The following is a 16,705-nucleotide window of genomic DNA, read 5'->3' on the forward strand; positions in this document are numbered from 1 at the left end:
TTGCTGTCTTCCTGATTATGGTTTGTGAAAATACAAGTTTCATGCACAGAAGAGAAACGGAAGCTGCTCCTATTAAAATAAAAGCTGAAAGATAAGAAACGGGAGCAACCTGTAGAGAGCGAAAAAAATTAACGGAAACTTGGCGCACGCTATGGTATAATAAACTGCAAGACGGCCGTTCTGAGCGCACCGCGTCGAACACACGGAGGCGCCAGAGTGTACCGTGCGCCCTGTCTCCTCGGTGGCAAAGTGGCTGTTTGCTTTCGTATGATTTACGGTTGAAAAAGAAACGAGGCTGGAAGTGTGCGCTCTAAAGAATCTATTTTAAAGCAACTGTTCCCTTTTCGTTGGCGGGATCTGCTGGTGTGCGTGGCGATCCTGCTTTGCGCGGCAAGCGTGTGTATGCTCCTGCAGTCCGCAGCCACCAGCGAGGGATTTGCATCTCCCATTTTTGTGCTGGCGGTGCTGCTGATCTCCCGGCTGACGAACGGCTACTTTTTTGGACTGGTAGCTTCCGTGGTGGGGGTCATTGCCGTGAACTACACATTCACCTATCCGTACGGAGCTATCAACTTTACTCTTGCAGGCTATCCGCTGACCTTTTTGACGTTTCTCATGGTTTCCGTGGTTACCAGCGCTATGACGACTCAGGTGAAGCAGCAGGCGCGGCTGCGGGCGGAAAACGAGAAAGAGAAGATGCGGGCGAATCTGCTCCGCTCTGTGTCCCACGATATCCGAACCCCCCTGACCTCCATAGTGGGGTCCACGTCCGTCATCTTGGAAAATCCCTCGATTTCCAGGGCGGAGCAGGAGAACCTGCTGAAGGACGTGCGGGACGAGGCACAGTGGCTCATCCGGGTGGTGGAAAATCTGCTGTCCGTTACTCGAATTGGGGAGAACGGTCAGGCTCATATCACAAAAAAAGATGAGGCGGCTGAAGAAATCCTGGGAGAGACGGTGCGGAAATTCCGCAAGCGGTTTCCAGATGTGAACATCACCGTGGAGGCTCCGCAGGAGCTGCTGGTGGTGCCTATGGATGCAATCCTGATCGAGCAGGTTCTGGCAAATCTGCTGGAAAACGCCGTGCGCCATGGCGGCACCACCACCTACGTTTCCCTGTGCGTCGAACGTCAGGGAGGGCTGGCAAAATTCTCTGTTCGAGACAACGGCCAAGGAATCCCAAAGGATCAACTGCCTCGCCTGTTTGACGGAACGCTGAAGCGCAGCGAAACGCCTTCCGGCGACGGCAAGCGGGATATGGGTCTGGGCCTGATGGTATGCCTCACCATCGTGCGGGCGCATAACGGCTTTATGGAGGCGCGGAATATGGACAGCGGCGGTGCGGAAGTTTTCTTTTGCCTGCCCCTGACGGAGGAGGAAGCACAGTGAATATCCGGGAAAAAATTTTAGTGGTGGAAGATGAGAAAAGCATCTCCCGGTTTATTTCCGCCATATTGGACAATAACGGCTATGAGGCTGTACAGGCTCGAACCGGGGCGGAGGCGCAGTCCATGATTTCGTCCCACTGTCCGGATTTGGTGATCTTGGATCTGGGTCTGCCGGATATGGACGGACTGGAGATACTCCGCAGCCTGCGGACCTGGTCGAGTATTCCGGTGGTGGTGGTCTCCGCCCGGGATCATGAACAGGATAAAGTGGCGGCTCTGGACCTGGGGGCCGACGACTATCTGACAAAGCCCTTTGGAACCGGAGAGCTGCTGGCCCGGGTCCGGGCTGCTATTCGACATACCCGCACTACTTCCGCCAATGACGAGATCGCCCGCAAGGGCATCTATACCGTGGGCGATTTGACGATTGACTACAACAAGCATCAGGTGCTGGTGGACGGCGAAAACGCGAAGCTGACTCTCAGCGAGTTTCGCATTGTGGCCCTGCTGGGGAAATACGCGGGAAAAGTTTTGACCTATGACTTTATCATTAGAGAATTGTGGGGGCCCCGGGCCGGGGATGACAATCAGATCCTGCGGGTCAATATGGCGAACATCCGGCGCAAGGTGGAAAAAAATCCTGCGGAGCCGCAATATCTTTTCACGGAAGTGGGCGTTGGCTATCGCCTTGCCGAAGGTGAGTGAATCCACCTGCGGTCTGTGATCACGGCTTTTTGTGTTGCCCCCTGACCTGGATACTTTGCCTGGGCAGTAAGATTTTTTTAAATAAAAAACCCTCTGAAATCATTGATCTCAGAGGGCTTTTCTTTGCCTGCTGCGGCGAGGATTCCCAGGGCATTTTCTGTGCGGCTGCCTTTTTTAAGAGCTCAATCCCGGGGAAGCAGACTCAGCAGCGTACCGTCTGCGATCAACTCGTGCGCCTGCTGAATCATTTCCGTGATGTTGCGGTCCTTGTCGTAAAACGGGATGACGGACCGGGCCTTTTCATAAACGGCCCCGGAGTATTTTCCGAGACTGCGCCCCTTCCGGTAGTCCACTGCTTGGGCGGCATGGATCAATTCCAACGCAAAGATGTATCGGAGATTGTCAAGAATTTTATCCAGCTTCTGTACCACGTAGGGCGCATTGGTGGACATATCCTCCATGCCGCCAGCCAGACTGAGCGTATCCATGGAAACGGGGTTGCACAGATGCCGGATTTCCGCATCCAGAGAAGTGTAGGTTTTTTGGACGGTGCAGAAGCACAGAACGTCCGCCGCGGGACTGAGGAACCGGGGCAAATTGGTAAATGACGGATCGGAGAGCTTAATAAGCCGCAGGCAGCTGGCCTTTGAGACGTGAGAGAGGGCCACGCCAAGACTCTCAAAGCCCAGTACCCAGTTAAGGGGTTCGAAGTTGGCGGAGGGTACAATCGTCTTTTCCCCTAACAGCACGCAAGGATTGTCGTCCGTTGTATTGAGCTGAATCTCCAGACGTTCCCGGGTATATTGCAGCAGCTCCAAGACTGCTCCGTGGATCTGGGGGACATCCCGGTAGCATAGGGGATCGTGAACCGCCTTCTGCCGATCCGGCTCATAGATAAAGCTGCCATCCAGATCCTCTCGGACGCGCGCGGCGACCTTCTGCTGCCCCACATAGCGGCGCAGTTTGTGGTTACGGTCATCCAGCGGCGAAACATTGCCGTTGAAACCCTCCAGAGAAAGAGCGTAGATGGCGTCCGCAACCTTGAGGAAATCCTCAAGGTCCTTGAGGAGCAGTGCACCGTGCCCGGCGCTGACGGCGTTGGAGCTGACGATGGCCAGTCCGTCCTTCGGACCGAGGGACAGGGGCTCAAGTCCGGCCAGGGAGAAGGCTTCTTTGGAGGGCATAACCTTTCCGCCGAATTCGACGTTGCCTTCTCCGATAATGGCCAGTCCAATATGGGAGAGCAGACCGATATCGGCCTCGCCCACCGATCCACGCATGGGAATCATGGGATGAATATGACGGTTGAGCAGCTTCGTGTACATCTCCGGAATTTCGGGGGCAACTCCGCAGCAGCCGCTGAGCATCCCGTTGAGCCGGGTGAGCATAATAGCCCGAACCTGTTCCGTAGAGGCCCAGGGCGGTACTCCGATGCTGTGGGAACGAATCAGATTGCAGTTATATTGACCGAAAAATTCCTTGAAAACCTTTTTGTCCTTGTTCCAGCCAACGCCCACATTGAATCCGTAGATGGGAAAGTCGGCATCTACAAGGTCAAAAACCAGTTGGCGCGCGTCACGGAGCCTCTTTTCAGCTCCCTCGGAAAGTTCGACCTGGGTATAATCCTTAGCAACTGAGGCTACTTCCTCAATCGTAAGATTCTCACCTGTCAAAGTAATTTTTTCCATATCTTCCCTCCATTTTTAAATCTTTTTAGCTAAATAGATTGCTGACATATAAAGTAATATTATTATAATTTTAATCAGAGGCAGATGCAATCGAATTTTAAAATTTTTTTGTATTTACTGCATTTTTTCTATATCCTATAAATTTTTATAAATAAACTGTGCATAACGATAAAAATATCCTTGCGTTGTCTTATATTTTGTAAATAGTATACAAAAACGCAAAGAAAATTCTGGCAGATTATTTAGTTGAATTATTTTGCTTTTAATGCTATTTTTAAGTAAATACATTTTAAAATTAAAGCGCTGCGTTGCGACGAAGAGTTTTGTAGGGTTCAATTAGATAGGTAAAGGAGGGCTGCAACATGCCGGTGGCAAAGACGATCCGTCAGGTGAAGCTGGGAGAAAAGCTTGAGCTGCAGGACTTGGTTACTGTGGCAAGACTCGGGGCAAAAGTTGAATTTTCCGAGAGCTACTGCAAGCGGGTCAACCGATCCCGAAGCCTGATCGAGCAAGCAATTTCACAAGAGCGGGTTATGTACGGCGTGACAACGGGATTTGGCTTGCTCAGCACGAAGACAATTGACCGGGAGCAGGCCAAAACGCTTCAGAAAAATATTATACTGTCCCATTCGGTCTCTGTGGGAGAACCTTTTGAAGAGGAACAGGCGCGGGCGACCATGCTGATGATCCTGCAGAATCTTGGGCAGGGATACAGCGGCGTTCGACTGGGGACTTTGGAGACGATCCGCAGCATGCTCAACAGCGGGGTGACACCTTGGATGCCGCGGGACGGCTCCGTGGGGTATTTGGCTCCTGAGGCGCATCTGGCCCTGGTCCTGACCGGAGAGGGAAAGGCCTGGTTCTCCGGGGAACTCCTGTCCGGCGGTGAGGCGATGCGCCGCGCAGGTGTTGAACCAATCGAGTTGGCGGAGAAGGAGGGACTGGCTCTCATTTCTGGAACCACCTCCGTCACAGCCCTTGCGGCGCTGGCTGCATATGATATGGTCAACGCGGTGAAATGTGCGGACGTGGTGGGAGCTGTCTCTCTGGAATCGCTCAAGGGGGTTATGCAGGCCTTTGACGAGCGGGTGATGTCCGTCAGGCCGCACCCGGAACAGGCCGCGTCTGCGGCCAACGTGAGAAAGCTGCTGGAAGATTCGGAAGTCATCCGCCATTACGCCGGCTCCCGCTTGCAGGATGCGCTGTCTCTGCGGTGTATTCCTCAATTGCACGGCGCGGCGAGAAAGACCATCCATATGGCGGTGGATACGCTGGAGACGGAGATCAACTCCTGCTGCGATAACCCAATTATCTGGGATAACGGTGACTCGACGGATGTTCTCTCAGCCTGTAACTGTGACTCCGCGTACGCGGGGATTGCCATGGATAGTGCGGCGATCGCCTGCACGATGGTCGCAAAGATGTCGGAGAGGCGGAACAATCGCCTGATTGACGAGACGATGTCGGGCTTTCCGTCTTTCCTTGTGAAAAATCCGGGGCTTAATTCCGGACTGATGATTCCGCAGTATACGCAGGCCGGACTGCTGGGGGATATGCGGATTCTGTCCACCCCCTCCGTGATTGACAATACACCCACCTGCTGCGGGCAGGAGGATTATGTGGCCATGGGCTACAACGCATGCAAAAAGGCTGGTTTGGTCGTCAGGAATCTGGAGTACATTCTGGCGATCGAGCTACTGTCGGGTTATCAGGCCCAGAAGTTTTTGGACCCGGGCCTGCGGCGCAGCCGTGCGACTGCCGGTATTTTTACCGAGATCGGAAAAGCGATTCCGGATATGGAAAACGATATCCGCCTTTATCCCCATATTGAGCATTTGCGCGGGATGATTCACTCCGGAAAGCTTTTGGACTTGGCACAGCAGGCGGTCGGGGATCTGGGCTGACCGCTGTCACGGATATCCTTCGGGACGCTGATTTTGGCTGAGGGAGGTGCGACAAAGGCCGCTTGAGACTCACACGGTTATTTAGAAAAGAAAGGGAGAATGAGCAATTGAATAAGGAAGTTCAAACGCAAGAGGGAAAAAAGCAGGAGTCGTTCGAGGAGACCAAGAAAAACATCCGCTGGGAAGTATTTATTCCGGGTTTCGTACTGTTTGCCATCGCAGCATTTGTGGGAATTTTTAACAATGAGGCGCTGACGAAATCCTCCATGTCGTTTTTTAACTGGTCACTGGACTCTTTTGGATGGCTTTATCAGTACGTCGTCATAGGGAGTACCATCCTGGTGGCAATTATCACATTTTCAAAATTGGGCCGTGTGCGCCTGGGCGGAAAAGACGCAAAACCCAAAATTCCATTTATGGCGTGGTTTGCCATGACGCTGACCGGCGGTGTGGCCACGGGCATTGTGACCTGGGGGGTCAATGAACCGCTGATTTACTACGGCAATGTGTGGGGGGAACTTGATCAGCTTGGCATTAAGCCGTTTACCCCGGAGGCCGCCCAGTTCGCAATGGGCAGAAGCTTCATGAACTGGACCTTTTTGCCCTACGCGATTTACGCTTTGTGCGGCGTACTGGTAGCCTATCTCTATTATAACAAAAAGCAAAAGCTCAATGTCACGTCTACCTTGCGTCCTCTGTTTGGCGAGCGGATCACCAAGGGTCCGTTGGCCGCTTTTATCGACACTCTTTCCATGCTGGCGCTGGGCATCGGCATCTGCGGCGGTCTGGCCATGTGCATCACGCTGGTGATGACAGGTTTGCGCGGTTACGGTATTTCAGACTCGCTGCCCCTTTTCATTGGCATAGGCGTCGTAATTGTGGCCTGCTTCACGCTTTCGTCCTATGTCGGTATGGACAGGGGACTTAAGGTACTGGGCAGTCTCAACGCATGGTTTTATTATGGACTGCTGATCCTCTTGCTGGTCACGGGGCCGATGTTGTTTATCATGAGAAACAGCACTGCCGGCCTTGCCACTTGGTTTCAAAACTTCTGGCTCTGGGGCCTGGACCCCATTGACATTGGCGGCGCGGCCCTGACCCGGTCCTGGACGCTGTTTGACTGGGCATGCTGGATCGCCTACGCCCCCGTCACCGGTATCTTCCTGGCCATGATCTCCCGCGGACGCACCATCCGCGAATTCATGATTGTCAACTGGATTTTGCCCTCCGTGTTCGGCTTTGTGTGGTTCGCAATCTGGGGCAACAGCGCACTTTACATGCAGATGCAGGGCACCGCGGATCTGGTGGGCGCCATCAATCAGGGCGGAGCCGTCATGGCATTGTGGGTCTTTTTGCAGAATCTGCCGTTTGGAATCGGCAAGCTGGTTGTGCCATTCAATTTGCTGATTATTATTATCTCTTTTGTGACTGCGGCGGATGCAACGCTGACAAATGTGGGTTCCATGTGCGTCAAAAACGTTCCCATTGGAACGGAACCTCCTGCAAAGCTCAAGGTGCTTTGGGGCATCGTGATCGGTGTGGTGGCAATCGTCATGGCTGCGTTCGGCGGAGGAGCACAAGGCGTGGACGGCGTCAAGGCGTTGGCCACGGCGGGCGGTTTCCTGGTACTGTTTGTATTTTTGCTGCAAATTATATCTTCAATCAAAGTATTCTTCATGGAGAAGATTGAAGAGTAAGATGGCCTCGCGCAGAGGAGGCTGACAATACCTGTCAGCCTCCTCCCGCCTCTATTTGATCCATGCCGCCAAGGGAAAATTCGGCTTGGCGGTGTTGATCAGGTAAAAGATAAGGGAGAAGCGCTATGAAAATTGTTGGGAGCAGTCGGCCAATTCACGATGCAAAGGCAAAAGTGACCGGCACTGTTCGATATGCGGGGGATTTTGACCTTCCGGGCATGCTCTATGCCGCGGTTATATTCAGTCAGATCCCCCATGGATATGTGACGCAAGTAAATGTTGACCGGGCAATGGAGGTTGGCGGAGTGGTGGAGATCCTGCACTGCTTCAATACCACAGATCGGCCATATAACCGGTTTAGGACGATGAAGGGGCAAAAGACGCTGGAACAGGACCGGGTTTTTCAAAGGCATGTCCGCTATGTGGGGGACCGCGTGGGCTGTGTGCTTGCCGAAACGCCACAGGCCGCAAGGGAAGCGGCCGCTTTGGTAGAGGTTACGTATGATCCGCTGCCGTTCGCAACCACGGTTTCCGAGGTACTGGAGGGAAAGATTGACTGCATTCATTCCGAAGGAGCAGTTTTTGGCGCGGTGGAGCTAGCCTTTGGCAAAGAACCGGAAATGCGGCCGGACACCGTGGAGACCGTGACGGAAACCTTTCTGCCCCGCCTGACCCATATGACCATGGAAACGCATTGCTGTGTCGCCTCGTGGGACCGGGCTATGGAGCAGTTGACCGTCTGGAGCCCCAACCAGTCGGTCTATGGGATTCGCACGGTTCTGGCGGAGCTGTTTGACCTGCCCTATGAAAAGGTACGGGTGGTCAAGACCACCATGGGCGGCAGCTTCGGCGCAAAGCAGGAGTGGGTTCTGGAGCCCGTCACGGCGGCAGCTGCTCTGAGAACAGGGCGGCCCGTAAAGCTGGTCTATAACCGGGCAGAGTGCATGGTTTCCACAATCTCCCGCGGACCGATTCACGCAAAGTTTGTCACCAAAATCACGCCCCAGGGAAAAATCCAGAGCATGGGAGCAGATGTCATTCTGGACTCGGGCGCTTACGTGGGAAATGCCTGTGACTATATTCAGGCGCTGGCAAGCAAGTTTTTCAGGTGCTACAGTTATCCTTTTGCGCACTACACAGGAAGAGCGGTGTGCACCAATACACCGATGTCCGGTGCTTACAGGGGCTGGAGCGCCCCGGAGATGTACACCATGATGGAACATAACCTGAATATGGCGGCGCGACGGCTGCATATGGATCCTCTGGAGCTGCGGCTCCGGAATGTGGCGCTGCCCGGTGAAGTGGACCGGAAGACGGGACTTTCGCTGGGTGAGATCCGGATTCGGGAATGCCTTCTGCTGGGAAGGGAAAAGTTCTTTTGGGAGAAGCGAAAAAAAGAGAACCGCGCGTTCAACGCCGGACAGACGCGTTTCCGCCGGGGAATCGCGGTGGGCTGTGCCGGGCACGTAAACGGGTATTATCCAAGATTCCCCGACTATGCGGGGGTGTCTATGCGGGTTAACGAATCCGGCGGCATACAGGTGTTGGCAACTCTGCACGATCACGGCTGCGGGACAGTAACCGCCATGAAAATGATTGTGTCGGAAGTACTGGACCTTCCACTGGAGAAGATTCAGATTTCGGAGGGTGACACGGCGGTTACCCCTCACGATGTGGGCTGCTTTGCCAGTCGTTCCACTTACGTCATTGGACGCGCACTCTTTGACTGTTCCGAAAAACTCCGGGATGAACTATTGGAAGCCTGTGGCCGCTGGCAGAATACGGATTCTTCAGAGCTGTGGGTAAAAGACGGAGAAATCAGATATTCCGATGGAAGAGCAGTCTCCTACGGGGATGTTGCGGTGTGGATGCTTCGGGAGGAACAGAAAGAACTTTGGGTAAACCATCAGAGCCAGTCCCAAAGCAACCCCGGTGTCACAGGCGCCCATTTCGCATGGGTGGAGGTGGATACCTGTACCGGAATGGTAAAGCTGCTGGATTACCTGGCGGTACACGACATTGGACAGGCGATTAACCGGGAAATGTGTGTGGCACAGATTCAGGGCGCGGTGGCCATGGGCAGTGGCGCGGCACTGAGCGAACATATGGATACCAACCCCAAAAACGGAAAGACCACCGCAACCATGAAGGATTATCACGTCCGGAATACGCCTGATTTTTTAAATGTCCGGGTAGAACTGATCGAAGACGGCGGGACACAGGGACCCTTCGGGGCAAAGTCCATTGGAGAAGCTTGCTATGTTCCGGTGGCGGCGGCGGTGGCGGGAGCGGTGAACGATGCGCTGGACAGTGACCTTTCCAGCTTCCCGCTGACGCCGGACGCAATTGTGGATCTGATGATTAAGAGGGAGCAACATGAAGCTTGAATTTACGGTAAACGGAAAAAACGTCAGCTTGGAGGTCCCGCCTGACCGCAGGCTTTTGGATATCCTGCGGGAGGATCTGGGGCTGACCGGAACGAAGGAAGGCTGCGGGGAAGGCGAGTGCGGCGCATGTACCGTGCTGCTGGATCGTCGGGCCGTCCATTCCTGCCTCACGGTTGCCGCGCAGTTGCCCGGCAGAGAGGTTGTCACCATTGAGGGCCTGAGTGATTGCGGTGAGATGAGCGATCTGCAGCGCGCGTTTGTGGAGGAAACGGCAATTCAATGCGGCTATTGCACCACGGGAATGGTGATGTCGGCAAGGGCACTGCTCTATGAAAATCCCAACCCCACGGAGGAAGAAATACGTATCGCACTTGCCGGAAACATCTGCCGCTGCTCGGGGTATACGCAGATCATCCGGGCAGTGAAGCGGGCTGCCGCAGAGGAACGCGGGGAGGCAGAACGTGATTGAAGGGTTTTTCTCTCCCAAAACCAGGGAGGAACTTTTTGAGTGTCTGGGAAAGATGACACCAAACAGCAGGTTCATCAGCGGCGGGACGGATCTGATTTTGAAGCTGAATGCCGGAAAAATACACCCGGACACTCTGCTTTATCTGGGAGCCTTGCCGGAGGGAAGAGAGATTTCCGAGCAAAGCGGAGAGATCCATATCGGCGCGATGGCGGATATGACTACCATTGCCACGAGTCCGTTGGTGAGACGAACCTGTATGGCACTGGCGGACGCCGCAGGACATGTGGGTTCGGTTCAGATTCGGAATAAGGCCACCGTCGGCGGAAATGTGGCGAATGCGTCTCCCGCAGGCGATCTGACCGTACCGCTGTGGCTGATGGGTGCCAAGGTCCACATTGCGGGCCCGCAGGGCATCCGAACTGCGACGATGGATGAGACCGTTATCGGGATTGAAAAGACATCTTTATGCCATAATGAGGCAATTTTGTCGTTTTCCTACCCGGTTCCGCCGGCGTCCACCTACACGGCCTATCGGAAGCTTGGCAGCAGAAGCGAGGTCACAATTTCCAGAGTCGGGCTGGCTGTTCTGGTTCAGATGCAAGAGGAAGTGGTCTCGACCGCAAGAATTGTACTGGGTGCCGTTGCCACGACACCCGTGCGGGCGCTTTCGGCGGAGCGCTGCCTGGAAGGGAGCAGACTAGAACCCGAGGCAGTGGAAAATGCAGCGTCGGCGCTTTCGGAATATATTCTGGAAATCAATAAGAGGCCCAACCGCTTTTACAAGGCCCACGCATCGAAAGGTGTGCTGCAGGATGTTCTGGATACCATCCGGCAGCGCAGCGGGATAACCCTGCCATAAAAGATGCGGACTATTATCAAGCGCACCTGTAATTGCAGCGCGGCAGCCTCAATCCGGCTGCCGCGCTGCTTGTATATTGCCGCCGGCACAATCCTGGCCGCCGGCTTTTGCGTGGGGGGGCAGCGGCGTATATAAATGCTTCTTTGACAATTACAAGATGGAGGCATTGATTTTTTGAACCAAATATAGTACAATTATTCAATATTCTTTCGAAAGGAGAACCGTCTTTGTCAAAAAATGCAGTACGCATGAGCGATATTGCCAAAGAGCTTGGCATCAGCGTTGTTACCGTTTCCAAAGCGCTGTCCGGCAAAGACGGAGTGGGCGAATCCCTCCGTCAGAAAATTGCACAAACTGCCGCCCAAATGGGCTACCAGCCCAAAAACATGGAAAGAGCCAACGAAAAACCCCGAACGGTTGGCATTCTGATTGCACACTATCTGATCAAGCCGGAGCATTCTTTTTACTGGGCGCTTTATCTGAGCGTTGTGGAATGCCTGAAGGAACACAACTATAATTGCATGTTTGAGCCGGTAGCCACGGATGAGCAGAAGCCGACGCTGCCAGCGTTTGTTTCCAATAGAACCGTGGAAGGAATATTTGTGCTGGGACGCATGTCCCACGACTATCTCCAGCTGCTTGAACAGACGGCGCTTCCATTGGTGCAGATTGATTCAAACTGTGATGCAAAGGCAGTCTGCGTGATTCCCAACAGCTATTGGGGTATTTCGGAAATGACGGAATATTTGATTGGGAAGGGCCACAGAAAAATTGGCTTTGTGGGCAGCGTGGATGCCAATACTCATATGCAAGACTGCTATTACGGGTACCTGAAGACTCTGACGTTTAACAAAATCGAGTTGCACAGGGAGTGGATTATTCCGGATCGGGACGGGGTGGAATTCAAGCGAAGCTTTGACCTGCCTGCCGATATGCCCACTGCCTTTGTCTGCTGCAGCGATCAGGCGGCATACCATTTTGTGCAGGATCTTCAGCAAAAGGGTTATCGGATACCGGCGGATATCTCTGTTACCGGATTTTACGGGTATATTTTCTCCACACTGGTCTCACCTCCGCTGACGACGTATGGAATTGATCTGAAAAGCATGGCCGAACAGGCGGTAGGCGCTCAGATTTCCATGATTGAACATGGATCTCAAAAACGTGGGATGTATGTCGTATGCGGTGAAATCGTGGAGAGGGGTTCCGTACTGGAGATTTAAGCTCCAGTATGCACATAGCGCCGGGACGGTGGACAGAAGCAAGCGGCTGATAATGCAGCACATAAAGCACCACATCCAGTTTCCTTACTCAAAACGTATAAAGCAAGCGATACAGTTCAATACTGTACCGCTTGCTTTTATAGGTTGAATCGATTCTGCAAAAGCTTTTTCGCGATTCTCCAGTCTCGGCCGACCTTTGTGGAAAACGGCACCAGACCTTAGCATATAATAATCCTCGTCCCGACTGAGCCGTGGTCTCGAAAATAGCTCTGGGCTTATTAAAACTGTGAAGAATGAACACCTATAAAAACCACTGCGCTGCGGGAAACTTGCCCATTTGGAGTGTTACAGGTTCCCTCTTGGATTTTCCGCGCAAGCAGTATATACTACTGGGGACAGGGCGACCTTCCGCGGCGGCGCTGGGGCGCGCCGCTTGGGATCTGGAAAGGCGGGGAAACGTATGAATGGCATCGATCATCTGTGGGTTGTGATCTGTGCGTGCTTCGTGTTTTTTATGCAGGCGGGGTTCATCTGCTATGAGGTGGGCTTTGTGCGGCCCAAAAACGTGGTCAGCGTAGCCATTGAAAATATCATTGCCTTTGTGATCGCCACGCTGTCCTTTTACCTGGTGGGTTTTGCATTCATGTTCGGTGATACGCACAGCGGTCTGATCGGGACCAGTCATTGGCTGCTTCTGGGGCTGAATGGAAATTATGACGATATCTTCGCCCTCTATCAACTGATGTTTGCCGGGACAGCCGTGACAATTTTTTCTGGGAGCATGTCGGAGCGGACCAAGCTTAAAGCTCTGGTAATCGCCGCTGCCGTAACCGGCATCATCATCTATCCGATTTACGGGCACTGGGTTTGGGGTGGAAATTACATCGGTCAGTCCACATTTCTTGAAAGTCTGGGATTTATGGACTATGCCGGTGCCACAGTGGTCCATTCCACCGCGGGATGGATTGCGTTGTCCGGTACCATGGTTTTGGGAGCAAGGAGGGGCCGCTGGGATGAAAACGGGCGGCCACGGCGAATGGGCCGTTCCAATATCCCCTTTGCGGCGCTGGGAACGTTTATCCTGTGGTTCAGCTGGTTTGGTTTCAACGGCGGCAGCCTTTTCCGGTTTGATGATCAGGTTGGTCTGATTCTGCTGAACACCAACTTTGCCGCAGCGTCCGGCGTTGTGGGCGCCATTCTCACCACCTATCTCTTTGCGCGAGATCAAAGCTATATGGAGGCGGTTTTTAACGGAGCGCTGGGCGGCCTGGTGGCAATTACGGCCAGCTCTGAAATTCTGTCCCCTTGGCAGGCCATTTTGGTGGGAATGATCACCGGCGCGGTGACGGTGCTGGCCAGTATGCTGCTGCTGAGACTGAAGATTGACGATGCCGTCAACGCCGTCCCCATTCATGGATTCGGCGGGGCATGCGGCACGATTTTGTGCGCGGTATTTGCCGCTCCCGGAGATTTGAACCTTGCATCCAGAGGGCAGCAGCTGCTGGTGCAGCTGCTGGGCGTAAGTGTTAATTTTGTATGGGCCTTCGGCATGGGATTTTTGATGTTTTGGATTCTGGATCGGACCATCGGCCTGCGGGTATCTCCGGAGGAAGAAGAAAAGGGCCTCAATATTGTAGAATTTTCCGATGTTGCCTCCTGGCTGGAGCATCTGAAAGATGAGCACTATGAGAATCTGACCCAGGATCTTTACCGTACCATCCGGCAGCAGAATATCGCTCTGCGCAGGCAGTCGGATCTGCTGGTGGCCACGCAGGAGCGGGAACGGGAGAAGATCGCGCGGGATCTCCACGACGGCGTGGGCCAATCCCTGGTGGCGCTGAAGATCAACCTGGGGCTGCTCTCCCGCTGCCCGGAGGATGAACAGCTCAGACGGGACGCCGAAAAGACTGTGAAAATGGTGGACGGCGCCATTGCGGAAATCCGGAGCGTCATCGGCAATCTTAAGCCGACGGAACTGAAACGGGACGGGCTTTCCAACAGTATCCGCGCGCTGTGCAGTAAGCTGGAGTCTTTGAGTGGCATTCAGTTTCACTGCAATATAACCGATGCAATGCCGGAATGGGCCGAAACCGAGGAACTGAATATTTACCGCATTGTCCAAGAGTGCCTGACCAACATCATCAAGCACTCTGAAGCCACAGAGGCCGACGTGAACCTGCTGGCGCTCAGCAATCAAATATTTCTCATCAGCATCATTGACAACGGAAGGGGGTTTGACATGCAGAGCGTAAATTCCGGCTTTGGGCTGACCAACATCCGGGAGCGCGCGGATGCGCTGAACGCAAAAATGGTGGTCGACAGTGCGGAGGGGCAGGGTACCCGTGTGATTTTGGAGATTCCACATGGTAAAAATTAAAGTATTTCTGGCGGACGATCACAAAATCCTGCGGGAGTCACTGGTCATCCTGCTCTCACAGAAGGAGAATATTCAGGTTGTCGGAGAAGCCGGAGACGGGCAGGAGGCCTACCAGAAAATTACGGAGCTGAAACCGGATGTGGCGGTGCTTGACATCTCCATCCCGCGGCTGAACGGTTTGGATCTGGCGGCCAGACTCAAGAATGAACTGCCGGAGGTCCGGACAATAATCCTGACCATGCACAAGACGGAAGAATATGTGACCAAAGCGCTGCGTTCCGGAGTGAGAGGATACGTTCTAAAGGACAATGCGCTGGAGGAGCTCATTGAGTGCATTGAAACGGTATCTGCTGGAAAAATGTTTTTATCGCAGGACGTGACCGGTTTTGTGGTGGACGGATTCCTCAGCGGGTTGCGGGACACGGGCATTCAGACCGAGGGAGTCTCCTCCAGAGAGCGGGAAATTCTCCAGCTGCTGGCAGAGGGGAAGTCCAATAAGGATATCTCCGAGGAATTATATCTGAGCATCAAAACCGTGGAAACGCACCGGGCCAACATTATGCGTAAGCTTGGCCTGCGCAATCTGGCCGACCTTGTGCTCTACGCTGTGAGAAATCATATTATAGAGCCATAAAATACAGTATAAACCCGGAAGTTTTACAGGCGATTCCCGATGCCCTTTTATCCGTCAATCGACTAGAATAGACTACAATCGAACGGTTGGAGGGTATCATATGATTGACTATGGAAACACCGCATTTGTATTGATCTGCTCAGCGATGGTCTGCTTTATGACGCCGGGGCTCGCCTTTTTCTATTGCGGGTTGGTACGCCGGAAAAACGCCTTGACCATTATGATGCAAAGCTTTGTGGCTATGGGGGTCGTGGCGGTTGTCTGGTTTGTATGCGGATTCAGTCTGGCCTTTGGGAAGGATGCCGGAGGGATCATCGGTGGGCTGGAGTACGCGTTTTTAAACGGCGTGGGGCTTCAGGCAAGCAGTACCTATGCCCCCAGCATTCCATTTTTGGCGTTTTTCTTGTTTCAGCTTATGTTTGCGGTAATTACTCCGGCATTGATTACCGGCGCTTTTGCCGACCGTGTCAGCTTTAAAAGCTATCTGATCTTTCTGGCGTTGTGGTGCCCGCTCGTGTATGCGCCATGCGCCCACTGGATTTGGGGCGGCGGTTTTCTGCAAAAGCTGGGTGCGGTGGATTTTGCCGGAGGGATTGCCATTCATACTGCTGCCGGGATGGCGGCTCTGGCTTCCATCTTGTTTGTCGGAAAGAGAACCATTCGTCCGGATGAGGATACACAGCCATACAGTGTGCCGTACATAGCGTTGGGCACCGGTATTCTCTGGTTCGGCTGGTTTGGTTTTAACGGCGGCAGCGCACTGGCTGCCAACGGAACCGCCGCCGTGGCGTTCATCAATACCGCCATTGCCGGCGCGACCGCCATGGTGACCTGGATGCTGCTGGCATGGAGGAAAGACCATCATCCCAGTATTGTGGAGGCCATGACCGGGGCGGTGGCGGGACTTGCCACCGTAACGCCTGCCTCCGGTTATGTGGCCCCATGGGCTGCGGCCTTGATCGGAGTTGCTGCAGGTGTGGTCTGCCGGCTGGCCATTCAATTCCGCAAAGGAAGAGCTTGGGATGATGCCTTGGACGTATGGGGTGTTCACGGCGTGGGCGGCATGTTAGGCTCTTTGTTGGTGGGCGTTTTTGCCCAGAAAAGTTTCGGCGGTGTGGATGGCTGGATCGCCGGAAATCCACATCAATTCCTGATCCAACTGCTGGCTGTGGGCGTTGTCGCAGTGTACTCCTTTGTGGTTACATTCGCTCTGCTGAAAGTAATCCAGTGCTTTGTGCCGGTCAAAGTTTCTCAGGCGGAGGAACTGGCCGGTTTGGACAGTCTGTTTCATGAGGTGGCATAAGATCCGGCAGCAATACCAAAAGCGGAGCAGCGCAGGTGCACTGCTCCGCTTTTGGTATCTCTCTTACCTGA

The 16,705-nt window shown here is 53.7% G+C and carries 12 protein-coding genes; 11 read left to right on the forward strand and 1 reads right to left on the reverse strand.

Going from position 1 to position 16,705, the window contains the following annotated elements:
- Positions 1-303: 303 nt before the first annotated feature.
- Together ABWQ15_RS03225 and ABWQ15_RS03230 are read left to right on the forward strand one after the other, a co-directional pair.
- On the forward strand, positions 304-1,389 hold the full coding sequence (locus ABWQ15_RS03225) for a sensor histidine kinase (protein WP_353907386.1): 1,086 nt from the start codon (positions 304-306) through the stop codon (positions 1,387-1,389).
- Complete coding sequence (locus tag ABWQ15_RS03230; protein ID WP_353907387.1) at positions 1,386-2,093, forward strand: response regulator; 708 nt, start codon at positions 1,386-1,388, stop codon at positions 2,091-2,093. Before ABWQ15_RS03225 ends, ABWQ15_RS03230 begins: the two co-directional genes overlap by 4 nt.
- Before the next feature lie 182 nt (positions 2,094-2,275).
- Here ABWQ15_RS03230 and ABWQ15_RS03235 read toward each other — a convergent pair whose 3' ends face one another.
- Positions 2,276-3,781, reverse strand: a complete 1,506-nt coding sequence (locus ABWQ15_RS03235) for an HAL/PAL/TAL family ammonia-lyase (protein WP_353907388.1) — start codon at positions 3,779-3,781, stop codon at positions 2,276-2,278.
- Positions 3,782-4,143: 362 nt separating this feature from the next.
- Between ABWQ15_RS03235 and ABWQ15_RS03240 the strand changes: the two genes are divergently transcribed.
- The 9 genes from ABWQ15_RS03240 to ABWQ15_RS03280 all read left to right on the forward strand — a co-directional run bounded on the left by ABWQ15_RS03240 (position 4,144) and on the right by ABWQ15_RS03280 (position 16,634).
- Complete coding sequence (locus ABWQ15_RS03240; RefSeq protein ID WP_353907389.1) at positions 4,144-5,685, forward strand: HAL/PAL/TAL family ammonia-lyase; 1,542 nt, start codon at positions 4,144-4,146, stop codon at positions 5,683-5,685.
- 107 nt (positions 5,686-5,792) lie between these two features.
- Positions 5,793-7,382, forward strand: coding sequence for a BCCT family transporter (locus tag ABWQ15_RS03245; protein ID WP_353907390.1), 1,590 nt, complete (start codon positions 5,793-5,795; stop codon positions 7,380-7,382).
- Positions 7,383-7,507: 125 nt separating this feature from the next.
- Positions 7,508-9,769, forward strand: a complete 2,262-nt coding sequence (locus tag ABWQ15_RS03250; RefSeq protein ID WP_353907391.1) for a xanthine dehydrogenase family protein molybdopterin-binding subunit — start codon at positions 7,508-7,510, stop codon at positions 9,767-9,769.
- On the forward strand, positions 9,759-10,238 hold the full coding sequence (locus ABWQ15_RS03255; protein ID WP_353907392.1) for a (2Fe-2S)-binding protein: 480 nt from the start codon (positions 9,759-9,761) through the stop codon (positions 10,236-10,238). The genes ABWQ15_RS03250 and ABWQ15_RS03255 overlap by 11 nt, the downstream gene beginning before the upstream one ends.
- A complete protein-coding gene (locus ABWQ15_RS03260) occupies positions 10,231-11,097 on the forward strand; it encodes an FAD binding domain-containing protein (protein WP_353907393.1) in 867 nt (288 codons plus the stop codon). The genes ABWQ15_RS03255 and ABWQ15_RS03260 overlap by 8 nt, the downstream gene beginning before the upstream one ends.
- Positions 11,098-11,324: 227 nt before the next feature.
- Positions 11,325-12,320: a LacI family DNA-binding transcriptional regulator gene (locus ABWQ15_RS03265; protein ID WP_353907394.1), complete on the forward strand. Its 996-nt coding sequence runs from the start codon at positions 11,325-11,327 to the stop codon at positions 12,318-12,320.
- A gap of 460 nt (positions 12,321-12,780) precedes the next feature.
- A complete protein-coding gene (gene amt, locus ABWQ15_RS03270) occupies positions 12,781-14,697 on the forward strand; it encodes an ammonium transporter (RefSeq protein WP_353907395.1) in 1,917 nt (638 codons plus the stop codon).
- Entirely contained in the window at positions 14,684-15,331 is a 648-nt protein-coding gene (locus ABWQ15_RS03275) for a response regulator (RefSeq protein WP_353907396.1), read from the forward strand. Before amt ends, ABWQ15_RS03275 begins: the two co-directional genes overlap by 14 nt.
- A gap of 100 nt (positions 15,332-15,431) precedes the next feature.
- Entirely contained in the window at positions 15,432-16,634 is a 1,203-nt protein-coding gene (locus tag ABWQ15_RS03280; RefSeq protein ID WP_353907397.1) for an ammonium transporter, read from the forward strand.
- The last annotated feature ends 71 nt before the right edge of the window (positions 16,635-16,705 follow it).

The sequence above is a fragment of the Oscillibacter sp. genome (assembly GCF_040505565.1).
Taxonomy (GTDB): Bacteria; Bacillota; Clostridia; order Oscillospirales; family Oscillospiraceae; genus Oscillibacter.

Coding starts and splice junctions, on each gene's coding strand:
- ABWQ15_RS03235 (WP_353907388.1), bottom strand. CDS start 3,781: ATGGAAAAAATTACTTTGACAGGTGAGAATCTTACGATTGAGGAAGTA.
- ABWQ15_RS03240 (WP_353907389.1), top strand. CDS start 4,144: ATGCCGGTGGCAAAGACGATCCGTCAGGTGAAGCTGGGAGAAAAGCTT.
- ABWQ15_RS03250 (WP_353907391.1), top strand. CDS start 7,508: ATGAAAATTGTTGGGAGCAGTCGGCCAATTCACGATGCAAAGGCAAAA.
- ABWQ15_RS03255 (WP_353907392.1), top strand. CDS start 9,759: ATGAAGCTTGAATTTACGGTAAACGGAAAAAACGTCAGCTTGGAGGTC.
- amt (WP_353907395.1), top strand. CDS start 12,781: ATGAATGGCATCGATCATCTGTGGGTTGTGATCTGTGCGTGCTTCGTG.
- ABWQ15_RS03275 (WP_353907396.1), top strand. CDS start 14,684: ATGGTAAAAATTAAAGTATTTCTGGCGGACGATCACAAAATCCTGCGG.
- ABWQ15_RS03280 (WP_353907397.1), top strand. CDS start 15,432: ATGATTGACTATGGAAACACCGCATTTGTATTGATCTGCTCAGCGATG.